Annotated in this window: 18 protein-coding genes; 11 read left to right on the forward strand and 7 right to left on the reverse strand. The window is 56.9% G+C overall.

The annotated features are described in order from the left end of the window. The first annotated feature begins 35 nt into the window (after positions 1-35). The 11 genes from hmcA (at position 36) to GN111_RS27315 (ending at position 13,149) form a co-directional block, all read left to right on the forward strand. Positions 36-1,709 (forward strand): sulfate respiration complex hexadecaheme cytochrome HmcA, encoded by a 1,674-nt coding sequence (hmcA, locus tag GN111_RS27270; protein ID WP_155306774.1) that lies wholly within the window; start codon positions 36-38, stop codon positions 1,707-1,709. Between the two features lie 18 nt (positions 1,710-1,727). Continuing rightward, entirely contained in the window at positions 1,728-2,846 is a 1,119-nt protein-coding gene (hmcB, locus tag GN111_RS27275; protein ID WP_155306775.1) for a sulfate respiration complex iron-sulfur protein HmcB, read from the forward strand. Further along, entirely contained in the window at positions 2,846-4,063 is a 1,218-nt protein-coding gene (gene hmcC / locus GN111_RS27280; RefSeq protein WP_231715574.1) for a sulfate respiration complex protein HmcC, read from the forward strand. Before hmcB ends, hmcC begins: the two co-directional genes overlap by 1 nt. An 83-nt stretch (positions 4,064-4,146) precedes the next feature. Continuing rightward, the gene (gene hmcD / locus GN111_RS33460; RefSeq protein ID WP_170302054.1) at positions 4,147-4,290 is read left to right on the forward strand and encodes a sulfate respiration complex protein HmcD; all 144 of its coding nucleotides are present in this window, start codon (positions 4,147-4,149) and stop codon (positions 4,288-4,290) included. Between the two features lie 73 nt (positions 4,291-4,363). Then, the gene (gene hmcE / locus GN111_RS27285; protein WP_155306776.1) at positions 4,364-5,047 is read left to right on the forward strand and encodes a sulfate respiration complex protein HmcE; all 684 of its coding nucleotides are present in this window, start codon (positions 4,364-4,366) and stop codon (positions 5,045-5,047) included. Between the two features lie 142 nt (positions 5,048-5,189). Beyond that, a complete protein-coding gene (gene hmcF / locus GN111_RS27290) occupies positions 5,190-6,578 on the forward strand; it encodes a sulfate respiration complex iron-sulfur protein HmcF (RefSeq protein ID WP_155306777.1) in 1,389 nt (462 codons plus the stop codon). A gap of 50 nt (positions 6,579-6,628) precedes the next feature. Further along, a complete protein-coding gene (locus tag GN111_RS27295) occupies positions 6,629-7,540 on the forward strand; it encodes a universal stress protein (RefSeq protein WP_155306778.1) in 912 nt (303 codons plus the stop codon). Between the two features lie 226 nt (positions 7,541-7,766). Then, positions 7,767-8,120, forward strand: a complete 354-nt coding sequence (divK, locus tag GN111_RS27300) for a DVU0259 family response regulator domain-containing protein (protein ID WP_155306779.1) — start codon at positions 7,767-7,769, stop codon at positions 8,118-8,120. Positions 8,121-8,332: 212 nt separating this feature from the next. Beyond that, entirely contained in the window at positions 8,333-8,785 is a 453-nt protein-coding gene (locus tag GN111_RS27305) for an RrF2 family transcriptional regulator (protein WP_155308171.1), read from the forward strand. A gap of 110 nt (positions 8,786-8,895) precedes the next feature. Beyond that, positions 8,896-11,172 carry an ATP-binding protein gene (locus GN111_RS27310; protein WP_155306780.1) on the forward strand — a complete coding sequence of 759 codons (2,277 nt, stop codon included), beginning with the start codon at positions 8,896-8,898 and terminating at the stop codon, positions 11,170-11,172. Between the two features lie 48 nt (positions 11,173-11,220). Further along, the gene (locus GN111_RS27315; RefSeq protein ID WP_155306781.1) at positions 11,221-13,149 is read left to right on the forward strand and encodes a hybrid sensor histidine kinase/response regulator; all 1,929 of its coding nucleotides are present in this window, start codon (positions 11,221-11,223) and stop codon (positions 13,147-13,149) included. A gap of 569 nt (positions 13,150-13,718) precedes the next feature. Here GN111_RS27315 and GN111_RS27320 read toward each other — a convergent pair. The 7 genes from GN111_RS27320 to GN111_RS27350 all read right to left on the reverse strand — a co-directional run bounded on the left by GN111_RS27320 (position 13,719) and on the right by GN111_RS27350 (position 21,840). Then, positions 13,719-16,121 (reverse strand): ATP-binding protein, encoded by a 2,403-nt coding sequence (locus GN111_RS27320; RefSeq protein WP_170302483.1) that lies wholly within the window; start codon positions 16,119-16,121, stop codon positions 13,719-13,721. Continuing rightward, complete coding sequence (locus GN111_RS27325) at positions 16,082-17,293, reverse strand: amino acid ABC transporter substrate-binding protein (RefSeq protein WP_170302484.1); 1,212 nt, start codon at positions 17,291-17,293, stop codon at positions 16,082-16,084. Before GN111_RS27325 ends, GN111_RS27320 begins: the two co-directional genes overlap by 40 nt. 580 nt (positions 17,294-17,873) lie before the next feature. After that, positions 17,874-18,785, reverse strand: coding sequence for an ArsA family ATPase (locus GN111_RS27330; RefSeq protein WP_155306784.1), 912 nt, complete (start codon positions 18,783-18,785; stop codon positions 17,874-17,876). 5 nt (positions 18,786-18,790) lie between these two features. Next, the gene (locus tag GN111_RS27335; RefSeq protein WP_231715576.1) at positions 18,791-19,084 is read right to left on the reverse strand and encodes a DUF7990 family protein; all 294 of its coding nucleotides are present in this window, start codon (positions 19,082-19,084) and stop codon (positions 18,791-18,793) included. A gap of 5 nt (positions 19,085-19,089) precedes the next feature. Beyond that, positions 19,090-19,518 (reverse strand): hypothetical protein, encoded by a 429-nt coding sequence (locus GN111_RS27340; RefSeq protein ID WP_155306786.1) that lies wholly within the window; start codon positions 19,516-19,518, stop codon positions 19,090-19,092. Between the two features lie 153 nt (positions 19,519-19,671). Then, positions 19,672-21,417 (reverse strand): carbon starvation CstA family protein, encoded by a 1,746-nt coding sequence (locus GN111_RS27345; RefSeq protein ID WP_155306787.1) that lies wholly within the window; start codon positions 21,415-21,417, stop codon positions 19,672-19,674. A 30-nt stretch (positions 21,418-21,447) separates the two neighbouring features. Continuing rightward, positions 21,448-21,840 carry a response regulator gene (locus tag GN111_RS27350; protein WP_155306788.1) on the reverse strand — a complete coding sequence of 131 codons (393 nt, stop codon included), beginning with the start codon at positions 21,838-21,840 and terminating at the stop codon, positions 21,448-21,450. Between the last annotated feature and the right edge of the window lie 228 nt (positions 21,841-22,068).

Genomic DNA, 22,068 nt, shown 5'->3' on the forward strand with positions numbered 1-22,068 from the left:
TTCACCAGAGTTCGTTTCAGGCAAAGGATGAGCGTATGTTGCATGACATCGGTAAGATGCGTTTGTTGATGGGCCTGCTGGCGGTATCCGGAATGGTCTTTTTCGCCTTTCAGGCAGTTGGTAGCGGGCCGGAAAAGGCCTCGGGGTCGCTTCGTTCCGATCTCGTCGAGATAACGACGAGGCTGCCGAAGGGCAGGAGCGAGATGGAACGCGTGATCTTCCAGCACGACAGGCACACCGCAGTGTTGGCGGAAGACTCCTGCGCCTCCTGTCACCCCAAGACGGAAAAGGGTATCGTGTTCCGGTTCCGGCAGATCGAACCTGTTGCCCCGGAAGAAGCCAAGGACCTCTACCACGAAGGCTGCATCTCCTGCCACAAGGAGACGAAGGCGGCCGGCAAAGATAGTGGGCCGCTGGCTGCGGATTGCCGGGTGTGCCACAAGGATGACACGAAGTACGCCTCCGGATGGTCCGAAATCATTTTTTCTAAATCACTGCACTACCGCCACGTGGCTTCCAATGCCATCCGTCCCATCGATGGCGCGACCGCCCGCAAGGACGGCGGGAACTGCAGTGCCTGCCACCACGCCTTCGACCTTAAGGCGGAAAAGCTCGCTTATGCCAGGGGCGAAGAGGGAAGCTGCGGCTACTGCCACAAGTCCGTGGCAACCCGGGATGACATGATTCGCCGCAACGTGCCCGCCATTCGTGAGGCGTCCCATGTCTCCTGCGTGGGCTGCCACACCGATCGGGCCGTGGAAAAGAAGAAAGGGGGGCCCACGACCTGCGCCGGCTGCCACGACAAGATCGAGCGGGCGAAGTACAAGGTGGTGGAAGAGATACCGCGACTGAATCGCAATCAGCCCGACGCCGTATTGCTGGCAACCGGCCTGAAAATGGCGGCGGCCGAAGGAACTCAGCCAAAGGCTGTCGTGGATGCCGTTGCTTTCAACCACGTCAGCCACGAAAAGGGCGTGGAATCCTGCAAAACATGCCACCATGCGTCTCTGGAAAGCTGCGGTTCCTGCCACACCCCCGGCGGAGACGAAAAGGGCGGCTACGTGCGCCTCGGGCAGGCCATGCACGGACAGGGCGCCAACGCTTCCTGCGTATCGTGCCACGAGACGTCAAAGCAGAATTCCTCCTGCGCCGGCTGCCACAACCAGATGCCTGCCAAGAAGTTCCAGGACACCAACTGCAGGCTCTGCCACAATATCGACCCGGTGACCATCACTCCCTTCGCAGGCGACAAGGACGGGTGTGCGAGGATAGCCGCGGAGGAAGTGGCAGCGCGCACGCGGACACTGCCCATGGTGGCCCGAAAGGACATCCCCGAGACAGTAACCATCGACGCCATGGTCAACCGGTTCGAGGCGGTCAAGCTGCCCCACGGCAAGATCGTCCAGGCCATCTACGACAGCCTCGGCGACAATCGCATGGCATGTTACTTCCACCGGGAACCTACCACGCTCTGCCAGGGATGCCACCACCACAGTCCGGCATCGCTGAAACCGCCGCGCTGCGCATCCTGCCACGGCGAGCCCTTCGTCGAAGGACCCGGCGGACGTCCGGGTCTACAGGGGGCCTATCACCTGCAGTGCATCGGCTGCCACGAGGATATGGGGATCGAAAAGCCCTCGGCCAACGACTGCTCGGCCTGCCACGCGAAACGCAAGCAGGGAGGGACCCCAAGAGCAACCTCTCAGTAACGCAGTATAGGAGTGAACATGTCTGTTTCCCGGAGAAAATTTCTCGGCTGGCTGAGCGCGGCCGGCGTCGGCACCCTGGTCGGGACCTCCGCCCGTGCGGCGGGCAACAAGCATTTCACCGGCTACCCCGGCAGCTTCGGCGTGCTGCACGACACCACGCGCTGCATCGGCTGCCGTCTATGCGAGAAGGCCTGCAACACAGTCAACGAACTGCCCGACTCCGACCCGTCCTTCGACGATTTGAATGTCCTCGAACAATCCCGTCGGACGGACGCGGCGCACTATACGGTGGTCAACAGGCTCGCCCCGGTTCGAGAAGGCGGCAAACCGCTGTATGTCAAGAAACAGTGCAACCACTGTTTGGAACCGGCATGTGCTTCGGCCTGCTTCGTCAAGGCGTTCAAAAAGGACCCCAGCGGCGCGGTCAGCTACGACGCGTCGCTCTGTGTGGGTTGCCGTTACTGCATGATCGCCTGCCCTTTCAACATTCCGGCCTACGAATACGACGAGCCGCTTACCCCCAGAGTGATGAAGTGCACCCTGTGCCAACCGCGGATCGAAAAGGGAAAGCTGCCGGGTTGCGTGGAGATCTGCCCCGGCGAGGCCCTGACCTTCGGCAAGCGCGACGACCTGATCGACATGGCCCGCCAACGTATCCGCAAATACCCGGGACGTTACGTGGACCACGTCTACGGCGAACACGAGATGGGCGGCACGAGCTGGCTCTATTTGAGCCCGGCACCTTTCGAGAAGCTGGGCATGCGCGAAGATCTCGGCGTCAAGCCCGCTCCGGAACTCACCGCCGGTGCGCTGGCCGCGGTGCCGGTCATCGTCGGGCTCTGGCCGGTGCTGCTCACCGGCGTCTACGCCATGGCCAGGCGCCGGGACCGCATTGCCGCAAAGGAATTGGCCGACGCCGTGGCCGCGAACCAGGCAGCCGCGGACGAGGCCCTCGCAGTCAAGATGGAGGAAATGCGCACCAAGGCGGCCAAGGAAAAGGAAGCGGCCATCCAGCGAGAGGTGAAAAAAGCGCTGGCCGAGGCCGAGGAGGCCCGAAAGGCGGCCGAAGAAGCCGCAGTCGCCGCTTCGGACGCCGACGCCGAACCGGAAGCGAGCGATAAGGAGGAGGACAAGTAATGTCTGAGTCGACCCACGCCTCTGCCCCCGTTGAAGTACGGCCCACCAAGCCGGGTTTGAACGTGTTCAAACCGCAGATGAACACGTTTACCGTGGTGACGGGCGCCCTTATTCTCATAGGCATCGTACTCACGATTCTCCGGTTTACTGGTGGACTGGGCGCAGTGACCAACCTTGACGACAACAACCCGTGGGGCATCTGGATCGGATTCGACCTGCTCTGCGGCGTCGCGCTGGCGGCCGGCGGCTACACGACATCGGCCGCCTGCTACCTGTTCGGATTCAAGCGATTTCACTCTGCCGTGCGTCCGGCCATTCTCACGGCTTTTCTCGGCTACGCGCTGGTGGTCTTCGCGCTGCATTACGACGTAGGACGCCCCTGGCGACTGCCCTACCCTATATTCTGGTCCCAGGGAACGTCGTCGCTCCTTTTCGAAGTAGGCCTCTGCGTTTTTCTTTATCTGACCGTGCTCTTTGTCGAATTCACGCCTGCGGCCCTGGAATGGGTAGGGTTGAAATGGATCCGAAAAATCGTCCTGAAACTGACGGTAGTGCTCACCATATTCGGTGTCATTCTTTCCACCATGCACCAGTCTTCGCTTGGGGCGCTGTTTCTTATCGCCCCGTCGAAACTCCACCCCCTGTGGTACTCGAGCTACCTGCCCGTGTTTTTCTTCGTTTCTTCCATGTTCGCGGGCCTGTCCATGGTGATCTTCGAGGGGACGCTGGCCCACAGGTGGCTGAACAACCGGATGGACGCCACCCACCTCAAAGAAGCCGACGGCGTTGTGCTGGGCTTCGGGAAAGCCGCCGCTTTTATCATGGCAGGCTACTTCTGTATGAAGTTCATGGGCGTCTCGCTGGACAACAACTGGGCCTACCTGGGCACCGGGTACGGAATCTGGTTTCTGGTGGAGATTTTCGGTTTTGTGGCCGCACCTGCTTTTATCTACGCCATGGGCGTTAGGGAGAAGAATCTCGTCATGATCCGCTGGGCCGCCGTATGGACGGTGCTGGGAATCGTGGTCAACCGATTCAACGTCTCACTGGTGGCCTTTAACTGGCATCTGCCGGCCGCAGAGCGCTACTTCCCCAGCATTCCGGAAATCGGCGTTTCGGTTTTCATCGTGACCGTCGGGCTGGTGGTGTACCGCTTTATCGCGGTCAACATGCCGATTCTACACGAGCACCCGGACTACACGGACGAGCATTCCTGAATCGTTAATTGAAGAATTCGTCCACTGGGTGAACGAGGCAACGATTCAACGAATCGACCGATCAACGAAGAACAGGAGTCAACATGGGTACCATGATCTACACGCTGCAGGACTTCATGACCCATTCCAAGGGCATTACCTATCTGGTGATGGGGGCGACGCTGATTGTTTTTCTGCTGTTCTGGAGCTTTCTGACCGGACGGGACAAAAAGAAGAATACATACTGAGAAGGAGCCGCGGCATCGAAACGGAAACCTGTCCGCTTTCCACCCGGGCCGCGGCAACTTCGGGAGGCATCTCATGTACTGGTTACTCACGGGCCCGTTGTTCTGGCTTTCCATCCTGGTGTTCGTGTTCGGTCTGGCTTACCGGGCTTTGATGTATTGCCGCGGGTTGAACTGGCAGCTGGACCGCGTGGCCTACTCTGCCCACCCCAAGGCCGGCATGAAGGGGGCGGCGCGCTCCATCTTCTACTGGCTGATGCCCTTCGGCACCCGGAGCTGGCGCAAGCAGGCCTTCATGACCGTTTCCTCTTTCTCGTTCCACGTCGGCGCGGTGCTGGTGCCCATTTTCCTGCTGGCCCACAACGAGTTTCTCAGGGACAAGATCGGATTCGGCCTGCCCGCTATACCCCAGGGTCTGGCTGATGCGCTGACCTGGCTCGCCGTGGCCGGCGCGGTCGGACTCGTCCTGCGGCGGATCGCATTGCCCGAGGTACGCATCCTGACGACCGCCTACGATTATCTCATCCTGGCCATGGGTGCGGCACCGCTGGTCACCGGTCTCCTGGCCCGATACGGGATCGGGGAGGGACAATTCTGGCTGCTGGCCCACATCTTCTTCGCCGAGGTGCTGCTTATCGCCGCGCCCTTTACCAAAATGTCCCACATCATCCTTTTCTTCCTGTCCAGGGGGCAGTTGGGAATGGACTACGGGATCAAACGCGGTGGCATGAAGCCGTTCAGCAAGGGGATGGCGTGGTAAGGATGGCCGACGGAGGCGCTGGGGCCAGGCCTGCCAGCCCCCGGACCGATCAACGGAACGATGGGGAAATGGAGTGATGGGAAGGCCAATACCTCAACACGCCGCCACGCCATCACCCCGATAGATCATTGAGGAGATCGACATGCCGGAAGGAAAGTTCTGCAACAAGATGCCGGTGAATACCGAAGAAGAGCTGAAGGCGCTGCTGGGCGACACCGGCGGCAAACAGTACTACGAAGAGATGAAACGCCTGGATGTGGACAAGGACAAGCTCTGGACCACCATTCAAAACACCTGCAAGTCGCGCATCCGGACCTGGCTCGAGATCTGTGCCCACTGCGGCATGTGCGCCGACAGCTGCTTTCTCTACCTGATCAACGACTGCGACCCCGAGCAGGTTCCGGCCTACAAGATCCAGTCCACCCTGGGCGAGATCATCCGCCGTAAAGGGGACGTCGACAACGCATTCATGCGGAAAACCATGGAGGTGGCCTGGGCGAAGTGCACCTGCTGCAACCGTTGCGGCATGTACTGCCCGCACGGCATCGACATGGGCATCATGTTCGGCTATCTGCGCGGTCTGCTTTACGGACAGGGATTTGTGCCCTGGGAGCTGAAGATCGGCGCGGGCATGCATCGCGTCTATCGAGCCCAGATGGACGTAACGCAGGAGGACTGGGTAGAGACCTGCGAATGGATGGCCGAGGAGTGGGAGGAGGATTACCCGGGCCTGACCATTCCCGTCGACAAGCCTGACGCGGACATCATGTACACCTGCAACGCCCGGGAGGTGAAACACTATCCCGAAGACCTGGCTGAAGCGGCCGTGCTCTTCCACTTGGCCGGAGAAAACTGGACGGTGCCAAGCGAGGGCTGGGAGGAAACCAGCCTGTGCATGTTCGCCGGTGACTGGGAGGCCTGCAAGATGCAGGTGCTCCATGTCTACGATGCCATGGACAGGCTCAAGCCCAAGCGGATGGTGGGTACCGAGTGCGGCCATGCCCACCGGGCCACCGTCATCGAAGGGCCATACTGGGCCGGACGCGAGGACGGCCAGCCGCCGGTGGAATGCCTCCACTACGTGGAATGGGTGGCCGAGGCGCTGCGCGAGGGGAAGCTGAAGATCGACCCGGCCAAGCGAATCAAAGAGCCGGTGACCCTTCAGGATTCCTGCAACTACATCCGCAACCAGGGCCTGAAGGAGGTCACCCGGGAGATCATGAGCTACATGGTCGAGCCGGGCTGTTTCGTGGAGATGAACCCCAACGGCGAGCACAACTACTGCTGCGGCGGCGGGGGTGGATTCAACGGCATCGGCCTTTTCCGCCCGCAGCGCAACAAAGCACTGATCACCAAGCGCGACCAGATCCTGAACACGGGGGCCAAGCTGGTTATCGCTCCCTGCCACAACTGCTGGGACGCCATCCGGGACCTGGAGGAGGAATACAAGATCGGCATCCGCTGGTCCTTCCTCAAACCGCTGCTCATTGACATGGTCATCGTCCCCGATCATCTCAAACCCAAGGACTGAGGCCGGCCAGGGCCGGATCTGCCATCCCGAAACCTGTCAGGAGGCGCCCCATGTTTAAGACCATACTCTTTGCCACAACCGCAACTGAAGCCTGCGACCATTCCGCACGCACGGCCTTCCAGATCGCCAAACAGTATGATGCCGAGCTCACGATGCTGCACGTACTCGGCGTTCCCAGCAGGGGATACAGCCAGATGGTTCGAGACGTGAAAACCGGTGAAGCGGTCAACGTGGACAACGAATACAGGGCGTGGGTGGTGGAGGAAATGAAAACCTACTACGCCCATCAGCTCGAAAGCTACGACAGGGTGAGGCTCGAAGTGATCGAAGGCCATCCCCACCGGGAAATCCTCCGCTACCTCCGGAAAAACCCTGTGGATTTAGCCATGCTGGGCGGTCCCACGGGTGGAGAGGACGATTCCGTCTACAAAAAGATCGTGGCCGGCTCCACCATCCACCGGGTGGCCAAACACGCACCGTGTCCCATCCTGTTCGTGGCGCGGCAGGCAGCCTCCTTCTGGGGGGGGATATCCAACATCGTATTCGTGACGGATTTTTCAAGGGCCTCGGACGCGGCATTCAAATACGCCGCCGGGATGGCTGAATCGGTTTCCGGGGAGTTTCACCTGTTCCACGTGGTGGATATCAGCGGCATGCAGGGCGGCATGGTCATGGAACAGGAACTCATCGAAGCCCGGCTCCGGGAGGCGCGCAGCCAGATCAGGAGGCACTATGTCAAGAAGCTCGGCGCCTTCCGGGACTATTCCGTGGATGTATGGGAAGGATTGCCCTACGTGGAGGTCGTTAAATTCGCCCGTGAAAAACAGGCCGATCTCATCGTCATGGCTCATAGCACCCGGGAGAAAGACCCGGAGAGCGTGCGTCTGGATAGCAACATGGAGCAGGTGATCATGCGCGCCAACTGCCCCGTACTCAGTGTCAACCGTCCACAGCCGATCTGAAGGAACCGCCTGAATCCTTTAAAAAAGGTGAGACGGAGCATAAAGCAAGCGAGGATCAGGAAAAACCGGAGTGATGGATTGTTGGCGTATCGAAAGAAATCCGTATGCTTTTCCATCGCGCAGTGACCGGGATAACCCGAATCCAATGACGGGACCATGAGGCCATCTTCCCGATTCCTTGAGTAGATGGCCGCGGCCCGATTTCATAAACGAGGAGAGATCTGGGATGAGCAAAAAGATTCTTGTCATCGATGACGATCCGGATGTGGTGGAATACCTGACGACGCTTCTCGAGGACAACGGTTTTACGGTCTGCTCCGCCAACGACGGAGAGGCCGGGGTGGAATTGGCGAAACAGGAACGACCGGACATGATCACGCTAGACCTTGAGATGCCTGGAGAATGGGGGCCCAGGGTTTTTCGGCGCCTGTCCAGGGAAGATGCGCTGAAAAACATCCCGGTGGTCGTAATCAGTGGACTGTCCGGCAATGAGCATGCCATTCAGAAAGCCGTTGCCAGCCTGACCAAACCGTTCGACCGCGACGAATTGATGAAGGTGATTCACGAAGTGCTCGGCTGATTCGAGCGTATTCCGGACGTCCGGCGACATAAGACCCCGAGTTCGGGAGCGTGCGATGCCGCCGGTTCCCGGACGGGGCTTGACCGGGGGGGGGAATCGCGTATAATCGTTGCGGGCGCATCGCACCGGGCTCTTGCGTCCCCGCCCCACAAAAGGGAAGTGTTTTTTTGGCGAAATCCAAGGCTGACAACTGCCAGACATCTCAGGGATCTATGCGCCTGACTACAAAGAGCAGATATGGAACGAGAATGATGCTCGATCTGGCCATCTACGCCAAGGACGGTCCGGTTCCGCTGAGCGACATTTCCCGCCGCCAGAACATCTCCGTCAAATACCTCGAGAAATTGATCCGCAAGCTTAAATCGGCCGGGTTCGTGAAAAGCCAGCGTGGGCCCTTCGGTGGGCATATGCTGGCCCGTTCACCCGACGAGATCACCGTGGGCGACCTGGTTCGTGTGCTGGAGGACTCGACGGCCATCGCCGACTGTGCCGAGAGCGACGATCCGGTCTGCGGCGTGTGCAACCGCGCCGGGGACTGCCTGTCCCGCTGGGTCTGGGTAGCGGCCAGCCGCGCCATGTTTGACACCCTGGACAGCATCTCCCTGGCCAGGCTGGTCAACTCGCCCAAAGACGGCTCATTTCCAGGCCCTTCAAGTGCTGCATAGCTTTTGTTGAACGGGCCGCTTTGGAACGGCCGAGACCAAACCTGATCCCGCCCCCGTAGATCAGGTGACCCGAGACGACTTCCGACAATTGCTTGAACGGACATTATGTTATGGTCAATCCCGCATCGTGGTTTCGAAAAAGCCTTGCCGCCAGGCTGATTCTGGCCGTGGGTTTCACCCTCCTGGTGTCCATATCCGCCTGGGCTTATTTCAACATACGATATCAAAAGCAGCGGATGATGGATACGACCATGGCGGCCACCGATCGTCTGGTGGACACGATCCGGCTGGGCACCAACTACGCCATGCTCCTGAACTCCCGCGATGAAATCCACCAGATCGTTCGCAACGTGGCGCGACAGGAGTCCATCGAAAACGTCCGCATCTATAACAAGTCCGGAGAAATCAAGTTCTCCAATTTCCCCGAAGAGGTGGACCAGCGAACCAATATCAAGGATGAGGCCTGCTATATCTGCCACCGGACCGAACCGCCGGCTGATTCGTTGGACCTGCGGGAGCGAATCCGAATCATCGACAACGGCGACGGCGACCGCAGACTCGGGATCATCACACCCATCTACAACGAACCCAGCTGCGCCATGGGCGACTGTCACGTCCACCCCGGGGACAAGAAGGTGCTGGGGGCTCTGGATCTTGTGGTGACCCTGGCACAGGCGGACCATGAAATTCTGCTCTTTGAACGGGGGACCGTGGGACTGGCGGTTTTCCTTTTTCTGGTGACTTCCACGATCATCTTTTTAGTGGTGCTTCGCTTTGTAAACCATCCCATCAAGCGACTCATCGCAGACACGCACGCTATTGCACGTGGAGATTACGACACGCGCGTGAAATTCCAGCGCCAGGAAGACGAGTTGGGGCAGCTGGCCGCCGCGGTCCACCGAATGGGCATGCGCATCGGTGAACACCAGGCGGCGTTGGAAGACAAACGGGACGAATACCAGCGCCTGTTCAACATGGTCCCGTGCCTGATCACGGTCAACGACGCCAACTATCGCCTAATCGCGTTCAACCGGGAATTCGAACGGACATTTGCGCCGGAACCTGGAGACTACTGCTACCGGGCATACAAAGGGCGGACAGAACGCTGCCGCGTCTGCCCGGTGGAGTTGACCTTCCAGGACGGATTGCCGCACGAGAGCGAGGAACATGGAGTCAACAAAGACGGATCCCCCGCATACTGGCTGGTGAAGACCTCGCCGGTAAAAGACGCAGAGGGCAACGTGGTGGCCGCCTACGAGGTGAGCCTGGACATCACCGAGCGGAGAAAACTGGAGGAGCAGCTCAGGCAGTCCGAGCAGAATTACCATGCCATCTTCCATAACATCCCCAACCCGGTATTCGTTCTCGAACCCGAGAGCCTGGAAGTGCTGACCTGCAATCAAAGTGTTCAAACGGTGTACGGCTATGCCCGTCACGAACTCATCGGCCACAGCTTCATGAAACTGTTCGGACACGACGGAATCAACGGTGACCCTGACGTGCTGCGAGCCAGTTCGCTGATGAACCACGTGCGCCAGTATACCAAGGAGGGTATCCCACTTTACGCCCGCATCCGGTTGGCAGAGTCGGTGTACACGGGCGACCGGGTCATGCTCGCGATCACCTCGGACGTAACCAAACAGCTGGAAGCCGAAAAGCAGCTTATCCAGGCCTCCAAAATGGCCACACTGGGCGAAATGGCCACCGGCGTCGCCCACGAGTTGAACCAGCCCCTGGCCGTCATCAAGAGTGCCAGCAACTTTTTCGTCCGCAAGATCGACAACCAGGAGGCGATCTCCGAGGACGTCCTGCATACCATGAGCCTGGAAATCGACCGCCACGTAGACCGGGCCACCAAGATCATCAACCATATGCGCGAATTCGGCCGGAAGTCCGACCTGGTCCTCATCCCCGTTCGCATCGACGATGTGATGAAGAAGGCTTTCGAGATGTTCAGCCAACAGCTCAAGGTTCGCGGCATCCACGTCCAATGGGAACTGGCGGAAGAATTACCGGACATTTCAGGGGACCCCGACCGGCTCGAGCAGGTTTTTATTAACCTGCTCATCAACGCCCGCGACGCCATCGAGGAGAGGGTGCAACGCGACGGGCGGGATATCGAAAAACGGATCACCATGCGCTCCAGCACTCGCGACGGCGAGGTGACCGTGGAGGTCTGCGACACGGGAGCGGGAATCCCGGAAAAGATGCGGGACAAGCTCTTCGAGCCGTTTTTCACCACCAAGGACGTGGGCAAGGGCACGGGGCTCGGCTTGTCCATCAGCTATGGGATCGTAAAGGACTGCGGCGGCAATATCGTAGCCCGATCGAACGAGGAGGGCGGAGCGTGCTTTGCGATTCGGTTTCCCGCGTTGGAGGTCGGTTAAGTTTTCGATCCGCCGATTGACCCATCGACGAATCAACGGAAAAGGCGCATGGGCAAGGAAAAGGTTTTACTGGTAGACGACGAAGAAGGTATTCGCACTGTGCTGGGAATATCCCTGGCCGATGCCGGCTATGACGTGCGAACCGCTGCTGACGGGGAAGAGGCTCTTGCTGTTTTCGCCGATCACCGGCCCTCCATCGTGCTCACCGACATCAAGATGCCTGGCATTGACGGCATCGAACTGCTCAAGCGCATCAAGTCTCAGAACCCGGATACGGAAGTAATCATGATCACCGGGCACGGGGATCTCGATCTGGCCATCGAAAGCATCAAACACGAGGCCACGGACTTCGTCACCAAACCTGTTCATCCCGACATCATGGACATCGCATTGAAGCGGGCCAGCGAGAGGCTTACCATGCGCCGCGAGCTTCGCGCCCACACCGAAAATCTCGAGCACCTGGTCGAACAGCAGGCTTCACGTCTGGTGGAAATGGAGCGTCTCAGCGCCGTGGGACAAGCGGTGGAGGGAATGACGGCTGCCATGGGCAATATCGCCGCTGACCTGGTCACCGGGTTGAGCATCCTCGACGAAATGCCCTGCTTCGTCGCCGTCCACGACAAAGATCGCAAGATCGTGGCCACCAACCGGCTCTACCTGGAGCGGCTCGGGAACCGCGTCGGCCAGGACAGCTGCGATGTCTATGGTTCGGCGGACGATGAAAGCGACCGAGAAACCGTCTGCCCGGTAGAGAAGACCTTCGAAAGCGGCGCCGGACAGCGGTGCAAGGCATGGATCAGCTATCTCAACGGTGAACGATATCCGGTTATCGTCCACACCGCTCCCATCCGAAACAGCCGCGACGAGATCGAACTCGTCATGGAAGTGGCCGCGGATGTCTCCGAAATCCGACGGCTCCAACAGACGCTGGAAACCACCCGGAAGCGCTACCGCCAGCTCTTCGACGAGGTGCCCTGCTACATCGCCGTGATGGACCCCGAATTCGACGTGGTGGCCACCAACCAGGGACATACCGAGTTCTTCGGGGACGCCATCGGCAAAAAATGCTTCAGGGTATGCAAAAATCGGGGGGAACGGTGCCCGGAATGCCCGGTGGCCGACACATTCGCCGACGGCATGAGTCATCAAATGGAAACCGTGGTGACCGGCGCCAACGGTGAGCGGCGCAACGTACTGGTGCGTACCACGCCGCTTCGCAACAACGCGGGAGAGCTGACCCAGGTCATGGAGATGGCCACGGACATCACGGAGCTGCGCCTGCTCCAGGACAACCTCTCCATGCTGGGGCTGATGGTGGGCTCGGTCTCCCACAACATCAAAGGCATCCTCACCGGCTTGGACGCCGGGCTGTACCTGATGAACACCGGCTGGGAGAAAAAACTCCCAGAACGTGTGGAGCGCGGTTACGAGAAAGTGCGCGTCATGACCGATCGTATCCGCAAGGTCGTCCTTGATTTGCTTTACTGTGCCAAGGACCGCGAACCCCAGTTCGATACCGTTTCGATCTCCGATCTGGTGGAGGACGTCCGCAACGTCATCGAACCCAAGAGCCTCGGAAAAAACATCGCCATCGACTGGACCTTGGACCCGGCCCTCACCACCCTCGAAGCCGAAGAGGGCACGCTGCACGCCGCTCTGGTGGCCATCTTGGAAAACGCCGTGGAGGCCTGCATGACCGACAGGAGACAAAACGCCCATCGAATCCTTTGCCGTGTGACAGGAGACGGGCCGGATGCCGTTTTGTTCACCATCACCGACGACGGGCCAGGTATGCCAGCCGAGATCCGGGAGAAGCTTTTTGACCTGTTCTACTCCTCCAAGGGCAGTAAAGGGACCGGCTTGGGGCTTTTTCTCGCCCACCGTGCTGTAGCTCAGCATGGCGGCCGCATCGACGTCGAGAGCGAACCCGGTCAGGGAGCCACTTTCGCCATCCGCATTCCACTACGTCGCAGATAGGCCAATCCGTTTTTTGCCGAAAGTTCTGGTTGCGCCGACTTCACCGTAAGGATTAGCAATTTAAATTCCAGGAAGGCCTTTAAAATAGCGGCGCGAAAAACTGTATGAAACGAGATGGCAAATGCCAGATAAACGCATTAGGATCCTATCCGGAGTTCTTAATTTTGGTGGCCCTGTTTTCCACAATTTTGATTTTTGGCGGTGTCCGGCCGCCAGATGGCCATGGTAAATTCAGGCTGGATGTAGAATAGGTTCCAAAAACTGGGAAGCGCCTCAACTTCAATCGGTGATGTAGCAAAAGGCGCCGGGACCGTCGGCCGCCGCGTGCGTGAGTCCGGAAAGGCCGAGAATGCCCCCGGGAACCGATTGTCTTTTTGGGGGAACCTGGCTATGTAGAGCAGTACAGAACAGTCTCTAACTTGTGTCCGTTCAGAAAAGGCCAATTTACCCGATATCTTTGTTGCGCGAAAAATTTTATCCTCGGAATATCGACCATATGCCTCCGGTATAATTTTTCGTGCGCCTCGATCTCGACCGAATTTGCCTATTTCTGGATAGGCACTAACTTGTTATTTTTCCAACTCTTCCTTAACGGCCAATCCCAAATTTCCGAGAGTAACCGGCTTCTTTATATATCTGCCGGCACCTAATCTTTGGGCTTCCTTTACATTATCTGATTCAGCGAATCCACTTATGATGACAGCCTTCTGGTGAGGATGAATCGCGATTATTCTCTTGTATGTTTCACAACCATTTACGCCCGGGTCCATAATCATATCGAGCAGTATCAGGTCCACAGTATTGCCTTTGAGATATTCGACCGCTTCTTCGCCACTGCCTGCAGCGACAGTTTTATATCCTAAGGTGTCTAACATCTTGCAGGATATATCTCTTTGGCTTTCGACATCGTCAACCACCAATATCGTCTCTCCTTTTCCCTTGAGATCTTCAAGGGACAGGGGCAGTTCCTTTTCTGATATTTCATCCCTTGTTAGCGGAAAGTACAAATCAAATGTTGTGCCGTTCTCGTCACTTTTTACATCTACGTAACCTTCATGATCCTGGACCACATTCCACACAACCGACAGGCCCAATCCGGTGCCGCTTTTGCCCATTATCTTCTTTGTGTAAAACGGCTCAAATATCCTCTGCAGGTCATCGGATGCTATTCCGGGACCATCGTCCGATATTGACAAGATGGCGTATTCACCAGTCTTTACATCGTTATAGCCTTTTAACGGTCTGTCTATATAACGGTTCATCGTCGATATGGTAACATTGCCTTCACCCTCGATTGCCTCCGAGGCGTTTGACACAAGATTCATAATTGTTTTTCTGATGTGAATAAAAGAACCGTTTATATTGAACAAATCGGTGTCGAAGTTGGTTTGAACTGTAACTGTGGGATGAAAGCTTTTAAGTTTTTTGAATTCTGGTGAATCCAGATACTCTTTGACCAACTCATTTAAGTTCAGTGGCTTTTTGGTGGTGGCCACGCCTCGTGTTATGGTCAGCAGATCCTGGACGATGGCAGCAGCCCTGTTCCCGGACTCCTGTATTGTCTCGATTGCCTTTCTGTACTTGCTGTCCTTAGGCAATTCCAATAAAAGTACTTCCGGATAGCTTACAATGCCCGATAAAACATTATTCAAATCGTGGGCTACGCCGCCTGCCAGCAGACCCAGGCTTTCCAGCTTTTGCGACCGAAGCATCTGTTCACTGATCCGCTTCTGGTCTCGTTCTTTTTCCATCAGCTCGAACTCGGAGCCCACCATCCGGCCTATTGTTTTAACGAATTGCATATCCCAGTCGTTGATTTCCCGGGCCTCTCCGAAAAGATGAGCGCAGCCGATTGTACGGCCATTTCGGTCCGAGATGGCCAGGCCGATGTAGCACTCGGGTTTGTTGGCAACGATGCCCTTGAAGGCCGCAAATTGTTCTGTGGCCCCGTGCTGGATCACGGTTGGTTCTGAACGGCCATTCAATAATTCGCAGGGTAAGCCGTTGGCGAGATCGTCCAATTTAAGGCTGTGGCCCTTTGCCTCTGCAACTGCTACGATGCGGAAACCGGTGCCTTGCTCTTCGGCCCTGCTGATTGCGGTGTTGAGGTTCATCGCCTCAGCAATCACCCTGGCAATGGCGTGGAAAAGATTTTTACCCCGATGCGTTGTTCCGATGGTGTAGAGGCGCTCCAGCCATTGGGTATGCGAATTCAGCGAGGACATCATTTCGGCGATATTGTGGCTCAAAAACTCAAACTCGTAGATGCCTCGGTAATCAGGAGGACGCTTTTCACGAACGGCTGCGATGATCTGCTGAACCGGATTGCGCAGCCCTCGCGCCAGTGCGAAAATCATGACAGAAAGTCCCAGCAGCAGGACAACGATTGTGAACGCATAAATCGCTTTGACCCGATCGATTAACGGGGTAAAAGGTGTCGTGTCGCTTATCAAATCAATGTGCCAGACCCAGGGTTTGAAATCAAAATGATGGAAATAGTAAACTTTATTTTCGATCCGCAGGTTCCAGGTTGTCGATTTTTGATGGATCTTGGCGATATTGGCGAGTAATGCGGAATCGATCTGGAAAGATAAAAGCACCTTTTCTTTTCTCTCACGGAGGAGAATGCGCAGGTTGTGCCGTTTGGCATAATCCTCTATAGCTCCCAGGGTCAGCGCCCGCCTGATTCGCACCATTTTTGCGTTGCCCATTTGGCCGCTCTGCAACAGCGTCGTGAAATTGCTGTCACAAATGTCGTAGATTTCCCTGGTGGTCCGGGCCAGGGAAGCGCGGATTTCCTGTTCTGCGTAATCGGAGATGGTTCGCAGTACAAAAAAATAGAAACCGATGCCCACCGCGCAGACCACTAGGACAACCGGAGCGATCATTCGCAGCGTTAATTTATTGAAAATGGGCGCTTCAGAAGTCATGGTCAAAATCGTGCCTTGGCGGTCTGAATGGCTTCCGGCCATACGAGTTCTTTCTGCCCGTTTTGCCATTGGATGATGAACGCTTGCTGACGAACCTGTTTTCCGGTCTGATTGACTCCGAATCGGCCGATTATTGTCATGGTGTCGAGGTTGAAAAGCAATGCGCGTACCTTGTCCCGATCGATACTTCCGGTCTCTCTGATGGCCTCGGCCAGTACCTGTCCACCTGCATAGGCCAGACCGGCGTGATAGCCAGGCGCTTCGCCATACGCCGCAATAAAATCGGTTTCGAACTTTTTGGCTCCGGGATAGTTGGCGCGAGGTTCCCAAAGAGAGGTCGTGAAGACGCCCTCGGCTTCTTCGCCGCAGCGGTCACGGAAAGCCGGAAATGTAGGACCCACCGAAGCGTATCGGGCTTTTGGACGCCATCCGACGCGTTTCAGCGACTGGGCCATATGTACGGACTCATTAATGTGTCCGCATACAATCAACACATTGGCACCTGATTTTCTGGCCTTGATCACGAGGTTGTCGAGTCGCTCGGTCCCCTTTTTGAATTTTTCGAAAAGGGCTGTGTTCAGTCCAAAGCGCCGGGCCCAGTCCCGGGCGCCATTGGCCAAATCCACCGAAAAGGAGTCGTCGGCACAGAGAATCGCGATGTCATCCAGATCGTTTAATACCAGAAGTTCCATAAAGCCGACAACAAATTTGCTGGCCGTAGTGTAGACGCCGATCACATTGCGGTAGCCTTTCTCCCACAGCCGGTCAGCCGCAGCCCCGGCTACCAGTATTGGGATGCCATGCTGCTCTGCGATCGGCAATACCGCTTCCGTGATCAGGCTCGAATAGGGGGCAAACAGAAAGTCAACCTTTTCCGTTTCGATCAACTCCCCATAGAGCCTACGGGCGGTCTCCGGTGAACTGCCGTCGTCCTTGCAGACAATTCGTACCTGCCTTCCGAGAAGCCCTCCGGTGGAATTGACGTGCTGCCCCCAGATTTGAAACCCTTTATGCAATGCGTCGGACATCACTGCAAAGCGCCCAGTCAGTCCCAGACTTACGCCGATCTTAATCGGTTCCCGGGCTGCGGCAGGTGCGAGCATCAGGCTCCAAAACAGGCAAAGCAGCCAGATGACCACCGCGGATTTTCGGACAGCCACGATCCATGCTGCCCAGTTTCCTGTTTGCTGGACATGTCTTAATGCGGTTTGCATTGTAAACTCCTTAAGCATTCGGAACGAAAATAAAAACAATGCCATATTGCGGGACATGAGCAAGTGTTCGACGAGGCCCGAACATTCATCATCGTACATTATTGCCAACAGTTCTCAGTCACAGGAGATTTATCTCTCAACCGTATAGCATTTGCCCTTTTTCCCCTACTATGGCTTCAGGAATGTGGTGGTATTTTGGATACAATTGCAACGCCACGAGAGTCAACGTTTCTTGAAATGTACGCAAATTCGGTATGTTTCTATGATTGGATCGGTATTCGAAAACCAATTTTAAACTACAATTCTATTTGCTGCCAGCGATCCGACGGGACGTACATCAACAATGGTCGCTTAGGTATGAGATGATTCAGCATACCAGATTGTGATGGAAATACAAGATATTGGGATGGACAATCGGACTGGCTCATCTGTGATGGGTTGAGCGTCTTCCATAAAAATTAAAGCTTTTAAATCATATGCTTAACCACCATTATACAAATTGCGCAGCGCTTCGACGGAAACGGGCAGCGTCCTATCTGCCACGCATTAATGTTCCAGATTTAATGTATATTTTTACAATTCAGCATCCTTCGGCGATTGAGCAGAGGGCGCCGGCATTGCCGGCCACTACCTGCTCGAGTCCTTCAAGGCCGAGAATGCCTCCGGGAACCAGCGGCAGCATGGAAAGGCGCTCAGTAGGAAAGATTTCGGCGATGTCATCCGGCGTCTCTTCAGGTCCCATCTTGTTGACCACGATGCGGGAAATGGGAATATCGATGCCGGCCAGGCGCCTTTCGATTCGCCGGGCCTCGGAGAGGCTGAGCCGGTCGTTGTTCAGTACCAGGTTCACATGGGTGCTTGTAGACATGAAGCGGGATTTGAGGCGGGTATGGCTTGCGATCAGTTCGTCCAGTTTTTTTCGGACCCGGTCGGTCTCGAACTCGCAGGCGCCCATTTTGATTTTGGAGATGATTTCTTTTTTATCGCAGATGGCGCCGCGAAGTTTCAGCAGTTCGTCGAGCCATACCAGACTGATGGAGGGCAGCGAGAAGAACCGCAGGGAAAGGGCCGTGGGGGCCATGTCGAAGACAATGGCATCCTGGCCGCCGGCGGCCTGTATGACATCTTCGAAGGCCAGCAGCAGGGCATATTCTTCCAATCCCGGCGCGTACTGCAAGACGTTGAAATGGTCCTGCAGGTTGAATGCGCTCTGGTAAGCGTAGGTGCGTTTAAGGTGATTGCGGGTCTCTTTCAGATAGCGGCGGATCCAGTACTCGGTGTCGATCTCCCGCACCGCGAGGTTTGGGGCCACCGGCCGGGATTTGCCGGAAAAGCGCATCCCGAAAATATCGCATTGGTTGTGCGCCGGATCCATGGATACGAGCAAAGTTCGCCGTCCCGTCGCCGCCAGGTGAACGGCGGTCAGGGCCGATGTGGTGGACTTGCCCACACCGCCTTTGCCGATGAAAAAATGGATGGGGAGCTCGGACATGGCAGTCAATCGATATCCAGTACGGAGAAGAGTTCTCCCAGCGGATCATGGGCCGTTGACACCTTGGCCAGCATAACGGCGCATTCATGCTCCATTTCGGGCATCAGGTCCATGGTGATCTGGATGGGCGGCGAGGGAATGCCGACGAAAACCCCAAGCACCAGGAGCGCGAAGATGTTTTCCAGCTCTTCGACCTCGTATTCGACGGTTTCCACGGCCTTGCCCCTGGCGACTTCGTCCATGGTCCCCCAGACACGCCGGAGTCGGCTGCATAAGGCGGTAAAGAGATGCGCTGCCATGGACATCACTGCACCCGGAACACCCGGCGGTCGAACGCCAGCCTTTTTTCCGACGGATAGTGGTAATACAGCGCATAGAGCATGGCCAGCAGCGCGCCGCCCAGATAGAAAGTCGGTGCGGCCAGGGTGTATACGGCCAGGGCCAGATAGGGAGTCGCCATGACAACGATCAAAAGGCTGTTCTGAAACCGTGAAAATTCAGTTTCCGATGTCTGCCGGCGCCGGTGCATGCGATGGGCAAAGGCCGTACGGACCATGATCGGAGCGGCTGCGGCGCTGACGACAGCCAGAATGAACAATACGGGCACCCAACCGGCCATCGTTGCCGCGTCGATGGGATGGATGCCCAACGACCGCAATAGCAGCACGTAGCTGAAGCCGATCAGCGCCGGTGCCAGCATGAGCATAAACCGTTTTTGAAGTGTGGCTTTCATTTCTGCTCCTTATGAGATCGACGGGCCTGTCTGCAATGACCAACCTCTCCCATCGATGATCGCCATCGCCTCCGATGCCCCGCCCGTTCCCGGTGGTTCGGTTCCAAATGGAACGGACGGGGCGCTGGGGGAGAGGACCCAGACAGCGGTGCGTTAAACGGATGTCACCCGGCGGGCATCGTCCAGGGCGATGTCGTCGGTGGAGAAGAATTTGACCACCCCCTCGATGACGATCCATGCCGCGATGATGATGATCACAATATTGATTGTCTGCAAAAGCAGGTTGTGCTGAGAGCCGAATTTGAACTGGTTCATCACGGCCGCCCACAGGGTCATCACCGCCATGAAGACGGCCGGAATTCCGGCAACCACCCACTTCAGCCCGCCTTTGGTTTTCAGGTACAGGGTGATGACGATCAGGGCCAGGGCCGCCAGGGTCTGGTTGACCGCACCGAACAGGGGCCAGAGCTTGAGGGCTCCTTTCCCGCCGGCGCCGGTGGCGAAGGCCAGGATGCCTGCGGTGCCCACGGCGATAAAGGTGGCCACATACTTGCCGGTCAGAACTTCCATTTTGAGACTGGTGAACAGTTCAGAAAGGACGTAGCGCTGGATCCGGGTGGCGGTGTCCAGGGTGGTGCCGGCGAAAGAGGCCACGAAGACCGCCATGATGGCCAGAGTGAACTGTTTGGGAATGCCAATGGTATTGATCATATTGGCCGCGCCGTCCACGAAGGCGCTGATCTTGGACCCAAGGCCGGCTGCGGCGGCCCAGGACGAGTAGTGCGTGGTCCAGGCGGCGACGCCGGTCAGGGTTTCACCGGCTTTGGTGGTGTATCCCAGGCCGATACCGGCGGCCACGGCAACGATCACCAAGGTGGCCAGGGCGCCTTCCATGAGCATGGACCCGTAGCCGACGAACAGCGAGTCTTCTTCGCTGCGGACCTGTTTGGCCGAGGTGCCCGAAGAGACCAGCGAATGGAAGCCTGAAATGGCGCCGCAGGCGATGGTAATGAACAAAAAGGGCCACATGGGCGGGGCCTGGGCCGGCTGGGCCTGAACCGCCGGAGCCACGATTTCCAATCCTCCGAAAAAGGCGGCCGCCAGCACCCCCAGGATCAGCAGGACCATGGCGATGACCAACTGATGGGAGTTGATGAAGTCCCGCGGCTGGAGCAGGGCGGTGACCGGCAGGACCGAAGCGAAGAAAGCGTAGACCATCAGAATGATGGTCCACACACCGGTGGCCGGAATGCCGGCGATGGCGGGCATTTTCATGGGAAGGTACGGGCCGATGAAGACGGCCAGGTACATGAGCAGGATGGCCCAGATGGAAAGTCCCATGACTCCCATTCCTTTTTTATACACCAGGTATCCGAGCACCATGGCGATGGGTACTTCCACCCACACGGCCAGCACCGACTGGGGATACATGGCGAAAATGATGGCGATCACCAGCCCGAAGATGGCAATGACGATCCACAGCTCCAAAAATACGATCAGGAAGAAGAGAAAGCGGGTGCGGCTGTTGATGTACTTGGAGGTGTAGTCCGAGATGGATTTCCCCTGGTTGCGCATGGAGATGATCAGGGCGCCGAAATCGTGGACCGCGCCCATGACGATGCTTCCGATAAAAACCCAAAGAAGGGCCGGCACCCATCCCCAGATGATGGCGATGGCCGGACCGACGATGGGGCCCGTTCCGGCGATGGAAGTAAAATGGTGGCCGAAAATGACCTCTTTTTTGGTCGGCACGTAATCGACACCGTCTTCCATGGAGACCGACGGGGGCGGGGACTCGCCCGAAAGGGCGAAGATCCGCCTGCCGATATACCGGCCGTAAAGGTTGTACATGACGATGTATCCGGCAAATGCCAGAACCACGATAATCAATGCATCCATGCTGCCTCCTTTCGATTGGTTGAAACCGGGTTATTTATTTCTCCCGTCCATCAGGCGGGTTAAAGACGTTTCGATGTCCTGCATCTGAAACGGTTTGGCGATATAGTCGTTCACCCCGGCCGCAAAAGCTTTTTCCGCCAGTGCTTGATCGCCATGGGCGGTGATCAGGATTTTTAGGGGGGCGGCAGGAAAGCGCCGGATACGATCGAAGAAGACCAACCCGTCCATCCCCGGCAGCCGGTAGTCGGCGATGATGATGTCATATTCTTTTTCCCGGAGTGCATCGATCCCGGCTTCAGCGTTTTCCACGGCGTTGAAAAAGCACCCCTCACTGTCGAAGAATGCCCCCATGGAATCGCGGATCCACTCGTCGTCATCGACCAGAAGAATGTTTTTGTTTCGCAACCTGGTGAGCAGGTCCATCGTCACTCTCTCGGTAGTGCTATCAATCAAAGGTCAATTTGCCCGATAGCTGTGTTGTTCCTGAAATAAATGCTTTGAATATCGACCCTACAACTTGGAAGAGCAGCATCTATGCCAGGCGATAAAGAAAATAAAACAGCTAAATATCAGAATGTTATGATATTAGTGGAAGGGGGTGGATCGATGAAGTAGAGGATTTTAGAAACGGGATTCGAAATTTTTCGAAAA

The sequence above is a fragment of the Desulfosarcina widdelii genome, from assembly GCF_009688965.1.
GTDB lineage: Bacteria > Desulfobacterota > Desulfobacteria > Desulfobacterales > Desulfosarcinaceae > Desulfosarcina > Desulfosarcina widdelii.

Excerpts from the sequence above, each read along its gene's own strand:
- hmcA (WP_155306774.1), top strand. The coding sequence starts at position 36 with ATGTTGCATGACATCGGTAAGATGCGTTTGTTGATGGGCCTGCTGGCG.
- hmcB (WP_155306775.1), top strand. The coding sequence starts at position 1,728 with ATGTCTGTTTCCCGGAGAAAATTTCTCGGCTGGCTGAGCGCGGCCGGC.
- hmcC (WP_231715574.1), top strand. The coding sequence starts at position 2,846 with ATGTCTGAGTCGACCCACGCCTCTGCCCCCGTTGAAGTACGGCCCACC.
- hmcD (WP_170302054.1), top strand. The coding sequence starts at position 4,147 with ATGGGTACCATGATCTACACGCTGCAGGACTTCATGACCCATTCCAAG.
- hmcE (WP_155306776.1), top strand. The coding sequence starts at position 4,364 with ATGTACTGGTTACTCACGGGCCCGTTGTTCTGGCTTTCCATCCTGGTG.
- hmcF (WP_155306777.1), top strand. The coding sequence starts at position 5,190 with ATGCCGGAAGGAAAGTTCTGCAACAAGATGCCGGTGAATACCGAAGAA.
- GN111_RS27295 (WP_155306778.1), top strand. The coding sequence starts at position 6,629 with ATGTTTAAGACCATACTCTTTGCCACAACCGCAACTGAAGCCTGCGAC.
- divK (WP_155306779.1), top strand. The coding sequence starts at position 7,767 with ATGAGCAAAAAGATTCTTGTCATCGATGACGATCCGGATGTGGTGGAA.
- GN111_RS27305 (WP_155308171.1), top strand. The coding sequence starts at position 8,333 with ATGCGCCTGACTACAAAGAGCAGATATGGAACGAGAATGATGCTCGAT.
- GN111_RS27310 (WP_155306780.1), top strand. The coding sequence starts at position 8,896 with ATGGTCAATCCCGCATCGTGGTTTCGAAAAAGCCTTGCCGCCAGGCTG.
- GN111_RS27315 (WP_155306781.1), top strand. The coding sequence starts at position 11,221 with ATGGGCAAGGAAAAGGTTTTACTGGTAGACGACGAAGAAGGTATTCGC.
- GN111_RS27320 (WP_170302483.1), bottom strand. The coding sequence starts at position 16,121 with ATGGCCGGAAGCCATTCAGACCGCCAAGGCACGATTTTGACCATGACT.
- GN111_RS27325 (WP_170302484.1), bottom strand. The coding sequence starts at position 17,293 with ATGCAAACCGCATTAAGACATGTCCAGCAAACAGGAAACTGGGCAGCA.
- GN111_RS27330 (WP_155306784.1), bottom strand. The coding sequence starts at position 18,785 with ATGTCCGAGCTCCCCATCCATTTTTTCATCGGCAAAGGCGGTGTGGGC.
- GN111_RS27335 (WP_231715576.1), bottom strand. The coding sequence starts at position 19,084 with ATGGCAGCGCATCTCTTTACCGCCTTATGCAGCCGACTCCGGCGTGTC.
- GN111_RS27340 (WP_155306786.1), bottom strand. The coding sequence starts at position 19,518 with ATGAAAGCCACACTTCAAAAACGGTTTATGCTCATGCTGGCACCGGCG.
- GN111_RS27345 (WP_155306787.1), bottom strand. The coding sequence starts at position 21,417 with ATGGATGCATTGATTATCGTGGTTCTGGCATTTGCCGGATACATCGTC.
- GN111_RS27350 (WP_155306788.1), bottom strand. The coding sequence starts at position 21,840 with ATGGACCTGCTCACCAGGTTGCGAAACAAAAACATTCTTCTGGTCGAT.